General features: G+C 65.4%; 13 protein-coding genes. 9 read left to right on the top strand and 4 right to left on the bottom strand.

Features of this window, described 5'->3' with window-relative positions; translation table 11 throughout:
- Positions 1–81: 81 nt before the first annotated feature.
- Positions 82–1,170, bottom strand: coding sequence for a DNA-processing protein DprA (gene dprA, locus NFW05_RS08100; RefSeq protein WP_295304760.1), 1,089 nt, complete (start codon positions 1,168–1,170; stop codon positions 82–84).
- Position 1,171: 1 nt separating this feature from the next.
- The gene (locus tag NFW05_RS08095) at positions 1,172–2,188 is read right to left on the bottom strand and encodes a LysM peptidoglycan-binding domain-containing protein (protein WP_295304757.1); all 1,017 of its coding nucleotides are present in this window, start codon (positions 2,186–2,188) and stop codon (positions 1,172–1,174) included.
- 179 nt (positions 2,189–2,367) lie between these two features.
- Between NFW05_RS08095 and def the strand changes: the two genes are divergently transcribed.
- From def to htpX, 3 genes are all read left to right on the top strand, one after another.
- Positions 2,368–2,871 (top strand): peptide deformylase, encoded by a 504-nt coding sequence (gene def / locus NFW05_RS08090; RefSeq protein ID WP_295304754.1) that lies wholly within the window; start codon positions 2,368–2,370, stop codon positions 2,869–2,871.
- A complete protein-coding gene (gene fmt, locus NFW05_RS08085) occupies positions 2,868–3,788 on the top strand; it encodes a methionyl-tRNA formyltransferase (protein WP_295304752.1) in 921 nt (306 codons plus the stop codon). The genes def and fmt overlap by 4 nt, the downstream gene beginning before the upstream one ends.
- Positions 3,789–3,859: 71 nt before the next feature.
- Positions 3,860–4,708: a zinc metalloprotease HtpX gene (gene htpX, locus NFW05_RS08080; RefSeq protein WP_295304749.1), complete on the top strand. Its 849-nt coding sequence runs from the start codon at positions 3,860–3,862 to the stop codon at positions 4,706–4,708.
- Here the strand turns inward: htpX and NFW05_RS08075 are convergent.
- Both NFW05_RS08075 and NFW05_RS08070 read right to left on the bottom strand, forming a co-directional pair.
- Positions 4,647–5,729, bottom strand: coding sequence for a S1/P1 nuclease (locus NFW05_RS08075; RefSeq protein WP_295304746.1), 1,083 nt, complete (start codon positions 5,727–5,729; stop codon positions 4,647–4,649). The two genes, htpX and NFW05_RS08075, sit on opposite strands and share 62 nt — an antisense overlap.
- Positions 5,719–6,645 carry a cation diffusion facilitator family transporter gene (locus NFW05_RS08070; RefSeq protein WP_295304846.1) on the bottom strand — a complete coding sequence of 309 codons (927 nt, stop codon included), beginning with the start codon at positions 6,643–6,645 and terminating at the stop codon, positions 5,719–5,721. Before NFW05_RS08070 ends, NFW05_RS08075 begins: the two co-directional genes overlap by 11 nt.
- A gap of 189 nt (positions 6,646–6,834) precedes the next feature.
- Between NFW05_RS08070 and rsmB the strand changes: the two genes are divergently transcribed.
- The 6 genes from rsmB (at position 6,835) to hemE (ending at position 15,157) form a co-directional block, all read left to right on the top strand.
- Positions 6,835–8,094: a 16S rRNA (cytosine(967)-C(5))-methyltransferase RsmB gene (gene rsmB / locus NFW05_RS08065; protein WP_295304743.1), complete on the top strand. Its 1,260-nt coding sequence runs from the start codon at positions 6,835–6,837 to the stop codon at positions 8,092–8,094.
- Positions 8,054–8,692, top strand: a complete 639-nt coding sequence (locus NFW05_RS08060; protein ID WP_295304740.1) for a DUF4390 domain-containing protein — start codon at positions 8,054–8,056, stop codon at positions 8,690–8,692. The genes rsmB and NFW05_RS08060 overlap by 41 nt, the downstream gene beginning before the upstream one ends.
- Positions 8,689–10,845, top strand: coding sequence for an ATP-binding protein (locus NFW05_RS08055; RefSeq protein ID WP_295304737.1), 2,157 nt, complete (start codon positions 8,689–8,691; stop codon positions 10,843–10,845). Before NFW05_RS08060 ends, NFW05_RS08055 begins: the two co-directional genes overlap by 4 nt.
- Before the next feature lie 2 nt (positions 10,846–10,847).
- Positions 10,848–12,107, top strand: coding sequence for a response regulator (locus NFW05_RS08050; RefSeq protein ID WP_295304733.1), 1,260 nt, complete (start codon positions 10,848–10,850; stop codon positions 12,105–12,107).
- Between the two features lie 195 nt (positions 12,108–12,302).
- Positions 12,303–13,733 carry a Trk system potassium transporter TrkA gene (trkA, locus tag NFW05_RS08045; RefSeq protein ID WP_295304731.1) on the top strand — a complete coding sequence of 477 codons (1,431 nt, stop codon included), beginning with the start codon at positions 12,303–12,305 and terminating at the stop codon, positions 13,731–13,733.
- Between the two features lie 329 nt (positions 13,734–14,062).
- Positions 14,063–15,157, top strand: a complete 1,095-nt coding sequence (hemE, locus tag NFW05_RS08040; protein ID WP_295304728.1) for a uroporphyrinogen decarboxylase — start codon at positions 14,063–14,065, stop codon at positions 15,155–15,157.
- The last annotated feature ends 71 nt before the right edge of the window (positions 15,158–15,228 follow it).

Genomic DNA, 15,228 nt, shown 5'->3' with positions numbered 1-15,228 from the left:
GAGGCAAAGGGGGCAGCGGGCAGGGCGGCCGGGAGACTGGGGAGGCCTTGCCGGCGTTTGCCCACGCCGGGGAACTCGCGGTCAGGCTGGCGAAAGCCTCTGATAGCGACCGCCCGGGAGGCTGGCGACGGCTCCAGCGAGTTCGAGCTGCAGGAGCATCACCGCGACGACGTCGGCCTTCAGGCCGGTTCGCGTCGCGAGTTCGTCGAGGCCGCAGGGGTCGAAGCCCATGTTCCGGAGCAGCGTGTCCGATTCTTCCGGAGCATCGGGAAGCGTGGCGGTGGCGACTCGAGTCCCAGGCCAGTGGAGCTCTTCGAGCACGTCCTCGACCGTCTCGACCAGCTTCGCTCCCTCGCGGATCAGTCTGTGGCAGCCACGCGACTGAGGCGAGTGGATCGATCCCGGAACGGCGAAGACGTCGCGTCCCTGTTCCGACGCCAGTCGGGCGGTAATCAGCGACCCGCTCTGGACGGTCGCCTCGACGATCAGCGTACCGCTGGTGAAGCCGGCGATCAGACGGTTTCGCCGCGGAAAGTTGGCGGCAACTGGAGGTGTGCCGAGCGGCAGTTCGGAGACGATCGCTCCGCGGGTGGCGATCTCGCTGGCCAGGGCATGGTTGGCGGCCGGGTAGACGCGATCGATGCCGGTGCCGATGAAGGCCAGCGTATTGCCTGATACGCGCAGCGCGCCGCGGTGCGCTGCGGCATCGATGCCGAGGGCCAGGCCACTGGTTACGGTCAGTCCGGCTTCGGCGAAAGCCGAGGCGAAGTGCTCGGCGTTCTTCATTCCCTGGGGTGTGGGGTTGCGGCTGCCGACGACGGCCAGAGCCGGTGTGTTCAGCAGCTCGACCCTTCCGCGGACATGAATGAGGGTTGGCGGATCAGGAATCTGCAGAAGACTCTGCGGGTACCCCGGGTCGGCGAGGGTCAGTATGTGCCGATCGGGTTCCTCCGCCCAGGCAAGCGCCCTTTCGACCGCCTGGCGATTGTCGGTGCCAAGAATCAGGTCGGCTGCCCGGTTGCTGGTGGCTGCGCTGAGCGCGCTGCGGCTTGCGGCGAAGATCGCCTCGGGGAGTCCGAAGGCCTTGAGCAGCGTTCGCTGGCTTTCTCCGCCCAGTCCGGGAATCAGCGTCAGTCGCAGCCAGCTGGCCAGCGACCCGGCTGGATCCATGCTACGGCGTGCGGACGAAATCGTTGGTGTCGACGGTGCCTTCCGATTGAACGATCAGCGCGTACGAAATTCGGCTGAAGGTGCGAAAGACGAAGAGCAGTCCGCTGCGCTCGGGAGGGATCGTGACGGCGACCCTGCGGTCCGACTCGTCGCGCGCGACGACCGTGCGGTTGCGCTCGATGGCCAGAACGTGTCCGATCTCGATGCCGTCGCTGGTTCCGCGGTTGATGGCGACGATTGAACCACGGCCGGCGACTTCGACCCCACCGTAGATCGAGATGATCCGGCCGTAGACCGGGAAATCGGGTCGGTGCGGGGCGTAGGCGACCAGCGGCGGGCGGACGGCCGGGAGCAGGCGATCGCCGCGACCGACTTCCTGCTTGGCGGTCACGATTTCGAAGGTCGCAGGCTCGCCGGGCTCGATCTGTCGAGCCGTCCCGAGATAAAAGGCTTCGTAGCCGAGAATATCGCCAGTCTCGGGGTCGCGCAGAGGCCGCGCATTGCGATAGACCTGCCAGTCGCGCTGCGCGGGGTTGGCGTTCGCGACGTAAGCCCTGTCGCCGTTACCCAGGTTAACCCGATCCTGCGCGGTGGCGATGATGCGCGCCGCGGTGTCGAGTTCGTCGTTTTCGACGACCAGCGGGTCGGAGAGGAAGGGACGGATCAGATTCGGCGGAATCGCCGGGATGACCTCGGATACTCCCTCGGCGTAAATCCTCGGCTTCAGTCGGACCTCCTGGAGACGCAGGCGCGGTTTCCCGTCTGCGTCCCGGTCGAGCAGGATAACGTCGCCGGGGTAAAGGAGATGCGGGTTGCGCAGTTCCTCGCGATTCATTCGCCAGATGTCGGGCCACAGCCACGGATCACGGAGAAACTTCCCGGAAATTCCCCATAACGTATCACCGGGCTGGACGACATAGCGCGCCGGCGCGCCCGGGGTGAGAACGACGTCCTGCGCTCCTGCACCGTGCAGAGCACCGGCCATCGCGAGAAGGAACGCAAACAGAATGCGGATCATCGTGTTATCCTCGTACAGGCCGCCACGGACGCGAAGGAACTTGCCGTGCAGCGTTCTTGTCCGATCGGTCCAGAGAACCAGGCCTCTCGCCGGGGTCTCGTGAAAGCGCTGCCGGCGGTTCCGGAACGACTACATGGTCTTTGATTTTGCACGCAGTCCATTCTTCGAGCAAGCCCTTTATGTCCTTACTTCCGATTCTCCGCTTTCCCGACCCGCGGCTGCGAAAAGTCGCCGCTCCGGTCGATCGCATCGACGAGAGCATCAGGCGCCTGGTTCGGGACATGGCCGAGACGATGTACGAAGCCCCGGGCATCGGTCTCGCGGCGACGCAGGTCGACGTGCACAAGCGGGTCATCGTCATCGACGTGTCCGAGACCAGGGATCAGTTGCTGACCCTGATCAATCCGGAAATCGTCGAGCGGGACGGAGTCCAGGTTTGCGAGGAAGGCTGTCTGTCGGTTCCCGGGATTTACGAGCGGGTCGAGCGGGCCGAGCGTGTCATCGCCCGTTATCTCGATCCCGATGGCGTCCAGCGGACGGTCGACGCGAGCGGTTTGCTGGCCGTCTGCCTGCAGCACGAAATCGACCACCTCGAAGGGCGCGTTTTCGTCGAACACCTGTCCCAGCTCAAGCAGATGCGCATTCGCAACAAGCTGGCCAAGCAGGCGCGAATCACTGCATGAGGGTGGTCTTCGCCGGGACGCCGGAGTTTGCCGCCAGGGCGCTTCGGGCGATCGCTGGTTCTGGCGATCAGCTGGCACTGGTTCTCACTCAACCCGATCGCCCGGCAGGACGGGGCATGACGCTGCGCCCTTCGCCGGTCAAGGAGTTTGCTGAAGCGCGCCGGATACCGGTGCTGCAGCCGGCGTCCCTGCGCGACGCGGTGGTTCAGGAGGCGATCAGGGCGGTCGACGCCGAGGTCATCGTCGTCGCGGCTTACGGACTGATCGTCCCGCAGACCGTCCTGGACATGCCGACCTACGGGTGCATCAACATCCACGCGTCGCTGCTGCCGCGCTGGCGCGGGGCAGCGCCAATCCAGAGGGCGATTCTCGCTGGTGATGCCGAGACGGGCGTCACGATCATGCAGATGGATGCCGGCCTGGACAGCGGGCCGGTGCTGATCGCCGAGAAGGTGGTCATCCACGCCGGTGATACGACGGGCTCGCTGCACGACAGGCTGGCCGAAGTCGGCGCCCGCTTGATCGTCGACACGCTGGCCAGGCTTCCGCTGGTGGCGTGCCCACAGCCTGACGCGGGCATCTGTTATGCGCCGAAGATCGGCAAGAGCGAGGCGGCGATCGACTGGGGGTTGCCGGCCACCCAGATCGAGAGACAGGTACGCGCCTTCAACCCCTATCCGGGAGCCAGTGCGGCGTTCCGCGACACGACGGTCAAAGTCTGGAGTGCCGGGCTGGCCGAGGGTTGGGGATTGCCAGGCTCGGTCCTTGCCGCCAGTGGCCACGGCATTGTCGTCGCCTGTGGTGAGGGAGCGCTCCGTCTGACCGAAGTGCAGAAGGCTGGAGGAAAGCGCGTGTCAGCCGCGGATTTCATCGCCGGAGCGCGCCTCCGGGTCGGCGATCGCTGGTCGCCGGCCTGAGCTTGAAATCGCCGCGTGCTGCCCAATCTATCCCAACGAATGCAATCCGGTCTGTAAGGAGGGCTCGCGAAATGCTCGGAAACTGGCTGAAAACCTCGTTGCTGATGGCCGCGATCGTGGCGCTGTTCGGAGTCCTCGGCGCGATGATCGGTGGCCGGTCGGGAATGCTGCTGGCGCTGCTGATCGGTGCCGGGATGAACGTCTTCGCCTACTGGTTTTCCGACCGGATGGTCCTGCGGATGTATAACGCTCAGCAGGTCGACGAGCAATCCGCGCCGCAGTTCTACCAGATGGTGCGCGAGCTCGCCCAGCGGGCGGGGCTGCCGATGCCGCGTGTCTATCTGATCGACGAGGCGCAGCCGAACGCCTTCGCCACCGGCCGTAACCCCGAGAACGCGGCAGTCGCCGCAACGACCGGGATTCTGCAGTTGCTGTCGGCTCGCGAGATACGCGGGGTGATGGCGCACGAACTGGCGCACGTGCAGCATCGCGACATCCTCATCTCGACGATCGCGGCGACGATGGCCGGAGCAATTTCGGCGCTCGCCAACTTCGCCGTCTTCTTCGGTGGCCGGGACAGTGAAGGACGGCCGAGCAATCCGGTCGCCGGTCTGCTGGTGATGTTCCTGGCTCCTCTGGCGGCCTCGCTGATCCAGATGGCCCTATCGCGGGCACGCGAGTTCGAGGCCGATCGTGGCGGGGCCGAGATCTGCGGCGACCCGGGTGCTCTCGCCGATGCGCTGACGAAGATCGACGCGTACGCGAGGGGGATCCCGATGGCCTCGGCCGAAGCGCACCCCGAGACGGCGCAGATGATGATCATGAACCCCCTGTCGGGGGGCGGGATCGACGCTCTGTTCAGTACGCATCCGCCGACCGCCGAGCGCGTTGCCCGGCTGCGGGCGATGGGCCGGCGTTAGCCCGGGCTCCGTCTGCTGCTGTTTCACGTGAAACCTCGGTGCTCGGCCGCGAGCGGGCAGGCCGTCCGGAGGAAGAAGGCAAGTCGCCGACCAGCGCCTTGAGCAGCTCGGCGAGGCGATATCCGGCTTCGGTCACGCGACGATTGGCGATCGCCACGGAGCGTTCGTGGAATTCCCGGCTGATCGTCGCTACAGCTGCCCCGAGTTCCTCGTCAGGATAGGCAAACTGGCCGGCGATCTGCCGGCTCTCGGCGATCCACTGTGCCGGACCCGCGGGTGTCGGCGGCTGTGGGTGGCGGGAGAGCAGCGCGGTCACCGTGCTCTCGATCTGGCGATCACGTAGCCACGGCGGACCCGGCAGATCGTCCCAGTAGCGGTGCAAGCTGGTCGACGGTTGCCGGGTGCTGAACGGGTTGTGGATCATCATCGCGTTGCCGCCGCTGTCGCTCTCGCCCCCAGGCGTCAGGCGGCTCGCCGTATGCAGTGGCTGGTGGGCATCAGCAACCAGATGGATCAGCCAGGGCAGTGAGTACGCGCGGAGCGCTCTATCCGCACGGCGATTGCCGAGAATCGCGATCAGCTCCGGCAGCTGGCGATCGAGCTGGCCCGCCCCTGGAACGCGGTGACTTGCGTCGGCCAGCGGGGGATCGACGTAATGCCAGTTGGCACGCCGCTCCATGTCCGGGAACCCGGGCTGGGTGGCCGTGGGTTGGTCGAGGCCCGTGGTGTAAAAGCGCGAGTCCTTGCGGATGTCGTCTGCCCAGGTCGACGCCTCGACGAACGCGCGACGGTCCTCGTCGGGATCGTTGCCGCTGGCCAGCCAGTGCTCGAAATCCGGATGCTCGCGGAGCAGCGCGCTGAGCGAAGCGCGCGTCGTCTCGTCGAGCTGGATCCAGGCAATCAGTGCAACGATCCGGTGCCCCGCCGCGTTCCAGGCCAGCGCTGGCTGAGCGGCAGCAAGCAGAACGGCCAGCCAGGCGACGACGAGGCTGCGGGCGAGGCCGCGTGGGCTAGCGGTCAAGTCCGATGTCCTCCAGCGACGCCGGATCTTCGAGCGGCTCGAGGTGGGTGAACACCGACGTGCGCGGCAGGGCCTCGCGGATCTCCCGCTCGATTTGCTCGACGAGCTGGTGGCCCCGGTCGATGGTCCAGTTCCCGGGAACCAGCACATGGACGGTGACAAAGCGTCTGGCTCCCGATTCCCGGGTGCGCAGGGCGTGATACTCAATCCCCGCCGCGCGATGGCGCTCGAGTATGGCGACGAGCATCGCGTGCTGCTCGCGTGGCAGGCTGCCGTCCATCAGCCCCGAGGCCGAACGCTGCAGAAGATGCCACGCCGTCCACAGGATGTTCATCGCGACGAGCAACGCGAGCACGGGGTCGAGCCACAGCCATCCGGTGAGGGCAACGCCGGCGATGCCGAGAATGACGCCCCCCGAGGTCCACACGTCGGTGAGCAGGTGGTGCGCGTCGGCTTCGAGAGTGATCGACCGATGTCGTCGCCCGGCGAGCAGCAGGATGCGCCCGACGGCGAGGTTGATCAGCGAGGCGAGAGACGAAACCAGCAGGCCGCCGCCGATCTGCTCGAGTTCACGCGGGTGAACCAGTCGTTCGATCGCCGTGACGGCGATCCCGGCGGCGGCGAGGACGATCAGCAGTCCCTCGAAAGCGCTCGAGAAGTACTCGGCCTTGCCGTGTCCGAAGGCGTGACCCTCGTCGGCTGGCCGTTCAGCGACCGAGAGCATGCCCAGAGCCATCACCGCCCCGGCGAGGTTGACGAGCGACTCCAGAGCATCCGAGAGCAGGCCGACCGACCCCGTGATCAGCCAGGCGACGCTCTTGAGCGCCACCGTCGTCAGTGCGGCGGCGATCGACAGCCAAGCGTAAGGCTTGAGTGAGTAGGGAGTCACCAGAGTATTATCGGGGAAAGGCGCCATCCATGTGACCTCGATCACCGTCCCGCTCGTCGGTCAGCGGCGGTCATCGTGCTACACTGACCGGTCGGTTGATCGCACCCTTCCCAGGCCTTGTCTCCATCTGCTCAGACTTCGTCGTCGCCGCGGGCGGCTCATCGGCGCAAGCCGGCAGCTCGCACCGGACAGACCTTCCGGAACCCACGCTTCCCGATGGCGTTGCCGGCCGATTCCCTGGCTTTCGCGCTGCTCGTCGCAGCAGAGATCCTCGCCCGGGTGGATGGCGGCGAGAGTCTGAGCGAGGCGATCAGCGTGCTGGGGGACACACCCGAGGCCTGTCGGGCCGAAGCGCGGGAGATCGCTTACGGGAGCTTGCGGGCGTACGGCCGAAGCGAGTACTTCCTCCAGAGACTGCTGCACAGGCCGTTGCCCGACCGGCAGGTCGAAGCACTGCTGCGGGCAGCGCTCTACCGGCTGGACACCGAGCCCGCGACGGCGTATGTGGTCGTCGACCAGGCCGTCGAGGCGGTCGCTGCTCTGGCCGGCGCCTTCAGGGGTTTGGCCAACGCCGTGTTGCGCAACTTTGTCCGGCAGCGAAACGCGCTGACCGCCGCGCTGGACGGCGATGAGGTTGTGCGCAGCCAGCATCCACGATGGTGGCTGGCGCGTCTGCGGAGGGCCTATCCCGAACGATGGCAGGAGATCGTCGCTGCGGGTAACTCCCGGCCACCGATGACCCTGCGCATCAATCGCCGTCGCGTCGTGCTCGCTGCCTACCTCGAACGTCTGCAGGCGGCCGGCTACCCGGCCCGGCAGGTCGGACCGGATGCGCTGTTGCTCGCCACGCCCGTTCCGGTGGCTCTCCTTCCGGGCTTCGCCGACGGTGACGTGTCCGTTCAGGACGCGGGTGCGCAGCGCGCCGCGGCAATCCTCGCTCCCTGCGCTGGCGAGAGGGTTCTCGACTGCTGCGCAGCACCGGGAGGCAAGACTGCGCATCTCCTCGAGGTCGCCGATATCGAGCTGCTGGCTGTTGACATCGACCCCGCACGCGCTGCGCTCGTTCGCAACAACCTCGATCGCCTCGGCCTGAGCGCGGCAGTCGTCGTCGACGACTGCCGCACGCCGGAACGATGGTGGGATCGGCGACCCTTCGACGTAATTCTCGCTGACGTGCCATGCTCCGCATCCGGGGTCGTTCGTCGCTTCCCGGACGTCAAGTATCTGCGCCGTGAGAGCGACATCCGTCGCTTCGCCCGGCAGCAGGCCGGCATCCTCGATCGGCTCTGGCCGATCCTCAGGCCTGGCGGGCGCCTGCTCTACGCGACCTGTTCGCTCTTTCCCGAGGAGAACGATGCCCAGATCGACGCCTTCGTCGTCCGTCAGCATGACGTGATACGCGGTTTCGAGGAACGCCTCCTGCCCGGAGCCGAACATGACGGATTCTTCTATGCGCTGCTGCACAAGGCTGTTTAGGCTCTGCTGCCTGGTCCTGATGCTCGTCGCCTCGCCAGCCAGCCAGGGGAACGATATCGTCGCGCGCAATGCGGTGCTCTCACCAAGTGAGGACGGCTACACTCTGGCCGCGGATTTCACGGTCAATCTCAACGCGCGCCTCGACGAAGCCATCGCCAGAGGCATCGCACTGTACTTCGTCGTCGAGTTCGAACTGACGCGTTCGCGCTGGTACTGGCTTGACGAGCAGGTCGTCAGCCGTAGCCAGACCTTTCAGCTTTCGTATCATGCGCTGACGCGGCAGTATCGGCTCTACAGCGGGGCGTTGCATCAGAGCTTCACCTCGCTCGACGACGCGCTGCGCATCATGTCCCGGGTGCGCAACTGGCAAGTGATCGACAAGAACCAGCTAAGGCCCGATCAAAGCTACCAGGCTGCCGTACGCATGCGCCTCGATCTGAGCCAGATGCCAAAAACCTTCCAGGTCAATGCGCTGGCCAATCGCGACTGGAGCCTGTCCTCCGAGTGGGTCAGGTGGGCCGTCATCGGGGCAGACAGCGCGCCAGGACCAGGCAATTCCAGCGGTTCACCAGTCGCCGGGCCGGTTGAGGCAAGATGAAAGCGCTGCTCGTCGTCGCCGCCTCGTTCGGCGGAATTCTCCTCTTCCTCCTCGCCTCGGCGAGCGCCAACACGGCACTGTTCGCCCGGCACTACCCCTGGCTGCTCGGCCTCAATGCGGGAGTCGCGCTGGCGCTGCTCGTCCTGATCGGCTGGCAGTTGCAGGCTCTCTGGCGCGAACACCGGGCGCAGATTTTCGGCTCCCGGCTGAAGTTGCGGCTGATGCTGATGTTCGGACTGATGGCCGTCTTCCCTGGAGTGCTGATCTATGCGGTGTCTGTCCAGTTCGTCACCAAGAGCATCGACTCGTGGTTCGACGTGCGCGTCGAGAAGGCTCTCGAGGCCGGTCTGAACCTCGGTCGCAGCGCCCTGGATTCGCTGCTCGAAGATCTGGCGGCAAAGGCGCAGATCATGGCCATCGAGCTCGCCGACCACTCGGAGACGCAACGGCGGCTCGATCTGAATCGCCTGCGCGAACAGAACGGCGTGCAGTCGGCGGCCCTGTTCACGACCAGCGGGGATCTGCTCGCCACGGCCACCGGCGAACTGGCCACACTGCTGCCGGCACAGCCCACGGCGGAGCAATTGCGCCGTGCGCGCAGCGACCGCCGCTACGCGGTCATCGACTCCACCGGCGACAAGGAGCTGAGCCTTCGCGTCCTGGTTGCCGTCACCCCGCCGGGATTGGCCACCGAGATCCGCATCCTTCAGCTGATCGACCCGGTTCCGACGAGCCTGGCGGCGAATGCCGACAGCGTGCAGGCGGTCTATTCGGATTACCAGGAACTCTCGCTTGGCCGCGATGGCCTGACGCGGATCTACGCGATGACCCTGACCCTGACCGTCCTGCTGGCGCTGTTCACGGCGATCGCGGCGGCCTTCGTGCTGGCCCGCCGGCTCTCGGCTCCGCTGTCGATCCTCGCTGAGGGCACGCAGGCTGTCGCAGCGGGTGACTACACACCACGCCAGGCGGTCTACAGTCAGGATGAACTCGGTGTGTTGACCCGCTCCTTCAAGCAGATGACCAGCCAGCTCGCCGATGCGCGTCGCGAGAACGAACGCCACCGGGCCGAGCTCGAGGCTGCGCGTGCCTACCTCGAGTCGATTCTCGCCAACCTGTCGGCCGGTGTTCTGGTCTTCGATCAACGGTTGGTGCTGCGGACGGTCAACCAGGGTGCCGAAGCGATCCTCGACGACGACTTTTCCGGCCTGATCGGCGAGCCCAGCGGCCGCTGGCCGCGGCAGCAGGCGCTCGGGCTGGCGATCTCCCGCGAGTTCGAAGAGCACGAGAACGGCGAATGGCAGGAGCAGATCGAGCTCGATCAGCAGGGGGGCTTGCCGCAAATCCTGTTGCTCCGTGGAACGCGGCTGCCCGCCGGTTCGCACGGTGGCTACGTAGTTGTCTTCGATGACGTGACACGACTCGTTGCCGCACAGCGCAGCGCGGCGTGGGGCGAAGTGGCTCGGCGCCTGGCGCACGAGATCAAGAACCCGCTGACGCCGATCCAGCTCTCGGCCGAGCGCCTGCAGATGAAACTCGCCGGTCGCCTGTCCGGCCCGGACGCCGAAATGCTCGAACGCTCGACCCAGACGATCATCACCCAGGTCCAGGCGATGAAGCGAATGGTCAACGATTTCAGCGACTACGCGCGCCTGCCTGCTCCGGACCTGGCACCGGTCGATCTCAATGCCCTGATCGTCGAAGTTCTCGGTCTGTACGAAACTTCGCGGGCGGACATCCAGCTCAAGCTGGCCGCCAAGCTGCCGCCGGTCGCCGGCGATGCCAACCAGCTGCGCCAGATCATCCACAATCTGCTGCGTAACGCGGAAGACGCCCAGGAAGCGACCGAGGCTCCGCGGATCCTGATCAGCACCCGCCGCCGCGCGAACGACCTGGCCGAAATGGCGGTCACCGACAACGGCCCGGGCTTTCCTCCGGAAATCATCGCCCGCGTCTTTGAACCCTATGTCACGAGCAAGGCTCGTGGTACCGGCCTCGGTCTGGCCATAGTCAAGAAGATCGTCGATGAACACCACGCGCGGATCAGCATTCATAATCGTCAACCGAATGGCGCCGAGGTCACCATCTTGCTGCCGCTGGTTTCGTCGCCACCCGCCGTTCGTCGGTCAGCCAGGGTTCCTGCGGAGAAGTAAGCATGGCGCAAGTATTGATCGTTGATGACGAAATGGGGATTCGCGAGCTGCTCTCGGAGATCCTTGCCGACGAAGGCCATACCGTCTGGCTGGCCGAGAACGCGGCCGAAGCCCGCCGGCTGCGCATCGACAAGCGCCCTGATCTGGTTCTGCTGGACATCTGGATGCCCGACACCGACGGCATCTCGTTGCTCAAGGAGTGGTCGGCAGCGGGGCTGCTGACCATGCCGGTGGTGATGATGTCCGGGCACGGGACGATCGATTCGGCGGTCGAGGCGACGCGCATCGGGGCCAGCGATTTCCTCGAAAAGCCGATCGCGCTGCAGAAGCTGCTGGCGACGGTGAAGAAGGCCCTGAAGCACGAGACCGTCCTCCAGAAGAGGCCCCTGACTCTGGATGCCTTCTCGCGCTCGCCGCTGCTCAAGGATCTCAAGAAGCGTCTCGAGCAGGCCGCGGCGAAGACGTCCGTCCTGTTGCTCAAGAGCGCGTCCGGGAGCATCGCCGAGATCTGCGCGCGTACACTCCAGACCCATCGCACGCCGTGGCTCGACCTGTCGGCATCGACGACGGCGCTGACCCAGGACATGCTGCAGAATGCCAGCGGCGGCATCGTCTTCGTCGCCGACCTCGCGCAACTCGGCAAGTTGCAGCAGATGAATCTCGTCTTCGCCCTCGATCGTCTCGATCGCTACAACCTGCAACTCGTCGCCGCGTCGAGCCGGACGATGGGCGGGCTGATCGAGACAGGCTGGGATTCGGCCCTGGTTGGTCGGCTTGGCGAAGTGTGGGTGACTCTGCCGCAGATCTCGGGACACGCCGATGATGTTCCGGAGATCGCCTCGCTGTTGCTCGCCCACCTGGCCGAGCGAGGTGATGTTCCCCTGCGTCGCTTTTCCAGCGGCGCGCAGAATGCGCTGCGCCTGCATCGCTGGAACGGCGAATGGTCAGAACTGCTCACCACGGTCAGGAACCTGGCGCTTTCGGCGCTCGACGAGGAAATCAGCGTGGAGGACGTGGCGCTGATTCTCGAAAGTGACGCGGAGCCGCTGGGCGCTCAACCGTTGCCGGCGATGTTCTTCGATCAGCCGCTGCGCGAGGCACGCGAGGCATTCGAGAGGATGTACTTCGAGTACCATCTCAATGGCGAACGCGGTAGTATGACGCGTCTGGCTGAGAAAACCGGCCTTGAACGCACTCACCTCTATCGCAAGCTGCGGCAGCTGGGACTGACTGTCGGGCGGCGTGGCGAGGAGCGCGACTGAGAGGGTGTGAAGATGTCGTCCCGAGCAGGCGACGCCGTACTGCGCGGGCCAGGGACTGAAGATTGGCTCGGTGGGTGAGACCGGATGAGCGGATGCAAGGTGAAGGACTGAGCACGGTCACCGATCGGCCGGTCGGCAGAGCTGCCCAGAGATTCTGAACTTCATTTCCCGTGTCTTCGAGGGAGATATCGAGAAGTGCGCATTGTCATCCTGGGGGCTGGTCAGGTGGGAGCCAGTGTTGCCGAGAGCCTGGCTGCGGAAAACAACGATATCACGATGGTCGACAGCGACCAGGATCGTCTGGCCCATCTCCAGGATCGCCTGGACCTGCAGACCGTCAATGGCAACGCCGCTCACCCGTCGGTACTGGCCAGTGCCGGTCTCGATGACGCCGACCTGCTGATTGCCGTGACCCAAAGCGACCAGACCAACCTGGTTGCCTGCAAGGTTGCGCACAGCGTGTTCAACGTCCCCGCGAGGATCGCCCGGCTGCGCGCACACGATTTCCTCGACAACGCCAGGTTGCTGGCAGTGGAAAACTTTGCCGTCGACTACGCACTGTGCCCGGAGCAGGTGATCACCGATTACCTTACCCGTCTGATCGATTTTCCGGAAGCCCTGCAGGTCCTCGGTTTTGGCGGTGGGCGCCTGGTTCTCGTCGGCGTCCGTGCCTACGCGGGCGGACTGCTCGTCGGCAGGCCGATCCAGGAGATGCGCGGGCACCTGCCACCGGAGACGGACGCGCGGATCGCGGCGATCTACCGCCGGGACGGAGCGATCACGCCGACCGGCGAAACGGTCATCGAGGAGGGGGACGAAGTCTTTCTGCTCGCTGCGGAAGAACACATCAGACCTGTCCTTCGCGAGCTCCGCCGGTCGGTGGACCCGGTCAGGAGGGTGATGGTTGCCGGTGGCGGGAACATCGGCCTTCGTGTCGCCCAGGCGCTGCAGAGCAAGTGCCAGGTCAAGGTGATCGAGATCGACCGACGGCGTGCCGAGTTCGTCGCGACGACGCTGAAGTCGGTTCTGGTGCTCAACGGTGACGCGACTGACGAGGAATTGCTGCAACAGGAAGCGATCGACGAAATGGATCTCTTCCTTGCGCTGACCAACGACGACGAAGACAACATCATGGGAGCGTCGCTGGCCAAGCGCATGGGTTGCAGTCGGGTCGTCGCGCTGATCAACCGCCGGGCGTACGCCGAACTCGTCCAGGGTGGGCCGATCGACATCGCGATCTCTCCGGCGCAGATATCGATCGGCACTCTGCTGACCTATGTCCGGCGCGGCGACGTGGCACAGGTGCATAGTCTGCGCAGGGGCGCTGCCGAGGCACTCGAAATCGTCGCCCATGGGGACTCCAGGACGTCGAAGGTCGTCGGCCGCAAGATCGGCGAGCTGCCCCAGATACCGGGCGCGTTCATGGCGGCGATCGTCCGCGATCTCGACAGGAACAACGAGGCCGGTTCGCTCGGCCAGGCGAGACAGAAGCAGAAGGGTCGCGTGCTGATCGCACACCGCGACGTGGTGATCGAATCCGGTGACCACGCGGTCGTCTTCTGTCTCGACAAGAGGGTCGTCAAGCAGGTTGAAAGGCTGTTTGCCGTAGGTTTCCATTTCTTTTGAGCAACCCGACCGCCACCAGTGGCGGCAGGTGTTCGGCAAGAAGACGAGCACCTGCAGAACGTTTTCTTGAGAGCAAGCCAACCGCCACCAGTGGCGGCAGGTGTGCGGCATGAAAACAACGACCTACAGAACGTTTTTTTGAGGAATCCGATGCTCGTGCAGCGAGAGCGACCTGCCAGACAGGAGCCGTCCACAGCCCTCCGTCGATCGACGGATGAAGTGGGCCCGACGACGCCCCGCGCCACGCGGGCAGCGCCGCACGTCGGCGCGCAGGGCAGCCCGGTCAGCGGCGGTCTGACGCCCCAGAGAAAGCTTGCCGGGGGTCGCCGGTGACCCGCCCGAGTAACGACAGCGTTCTGCGCGCGCTGCTTCGCCAGCCAACCCGGCATACTCCGATCTGGCTGATGCGCCAGGCAGGTCGCTATCTGCCGGAGTACTGCGAGACGAGGCGACGAGCGGGGAGCTTCCTGCAGCTGTGCAAGAGTCCTGCGCTGGCCTGCGAAGTCGCCTTGCAGCCACTGGCCCGATTCGATCTCGATGCCGCGATCCTTTTTTCGGACATCCTGACCGTTCCCGACGCAATGGGGCTGGGTCTGTACTTCAGCGATGGAGAGGGTCCGCGTTTCGAGCGTCCGCTGCGCGAAGAGTGGGCGATTCGCGACCTGGCGGCTCCCGACCCCTGGGACCACCTGCGCTACGTGATCGACGCAGTGGCCGAGATTCGGCGGGCGCTGAACAACTCGGTGCCGCTGATCGGCTTTGCCGGGAGTCCGTATACGCTGGCCTGCTACATGGTCGAAGGCGCGGCAAGCAGCGACTATCGCCATATCAAGCGCATGCTCTACGATCGTCCCGATCTGCTGCATCGGATCCTCTCGGTGACTGCCGATGCCGTCGGCGCGTACCTCAACGCCCAGATCGAAGCCGGAGCACAGGCGGTGATGATTTTCGACTCATGGGGCGGGTCGCTATCGGCTGCGGCCTACCAGGAGTTCTCACTACCGTACATGGCGCGAATCGTTGCCGGACTGCTGCGCCACAGGGACGGCGAGCGCGTACCATCGATCGTGTTCACGAAGGGTGGCGGCCTATGGCTGGAATCGATGGCGGCCATCGGCTGCGACGCACTGGCCGTCGACTGGACGATCGACCTCGGCGAGGCGCGGCGACGCGTCGGTCATCGGGTCGCGCTGCAGGGCAATCTCGATCCGGCCATACTCTTCGCCTCACCTGAGCGCATCGCGGCCGAGGCGACAAGGGTCCTCGATAGCTACGGTTCGGACAACACGGGGCATGTCTTCAATCTGGGGCACGGCATTTCACAATTCACTCCACCCGAGAGCGTGGCAGCGCTCGTCGAGGCCGTCCACGCCCATGGCTGCGCCACTCCCCGAGACGATCATCAGGTGCCCGCGCCGGGTTGACTTATTCACAGAAGCGTGGTCGTTTTCCGGCGCTCCGGGAAAAAAGCCTTTTGAATCAGCTCGTAATTTCT

The sequence above is a fragment of the Accumulibacter sp. genome (genome assembly GCF_023806625.1).
Taxonomy (GTDB): Bacteria; Pseudomonadota; Gammaproteobacteria; order Burkholderiales; family Rhodocyclaceae; genus Accumulibacter.
Note: the sequence above shows the minus strand (reverse complement) of the source record. Positions and strands in the feature narration are given on the sequence as shown.

Bases quoted from the DNA above. Each gene is read 5' to 3' on its own strand.
- fmt (WP_295304752.1), top strand. From the start codon at position 2,868: ATGAGGGTGGTCTTCGCCGGGACGCCGGAGTTTGCCGCCAGGGCGCTT.
- dprA (WP_295304760.1), bottom strand. From the start codon at position 1,170: ATGGATCCAGCCGGGTCGCTGGCCAGCTGGCTGCGACTGACGCTGATT.
- NFW05_RS08095 (WP_295304757.1), bottom strand. From the start codon at position 2,188: ATGATCCGCATTCTGTTTGCGTTCCTTCTCGCGATGGCCGGTGCTCTG.
- htpX (WP_295304749.1), top strand. From the start codon at position 3,860: ATGCTCGGAAACTGGCTGAAAACCTCGTTGCTGATGGCCGCGATCGTG.
- def (WP_295304754.1), top strand. From the start codon at position 2,368: ATGTCCTTACTTCCGATTCTCCGCTTTCCCGACCCGCGGCTGCGAAAA.
- NFW05_RS08055 (WP_295304737.1), top strand. From the start codon at position 8,689: ATGAAAGCGCTGCTCGTCGTCGCCGCCTCGTTCGGCGGAATTCTCCTC.
- NFW05_RS08070 (WP_295304846.1), bottom strand. From the start codon at position 6,645: ATGGCGCCTTTCCCCGATAATACTCTGGTGACTCCCTACTCACTCAAG.
- NFW05_RS08050 (WP_295304733.1), top strand. From the start codon at position 10,848: ATGGCGCAAGTATTGATCGTTGATGACGAAATGGGGATTCGCGAGCTG.
- rsmB (WP_295304743.1), top strand. From the start codon at position 6,835: ATGGCGTTGCCGGCCGATTCCCTGGCTTTCGCGCTGCTCGTCGCAGCA.
- NFW05_RS08060 (WP_295304740.1), top strand. From the start codon at position 8,054: ATGACGGATTCTTCTATGCGCTGCTGCACAAGGCTGTTTAGGCTCTGC.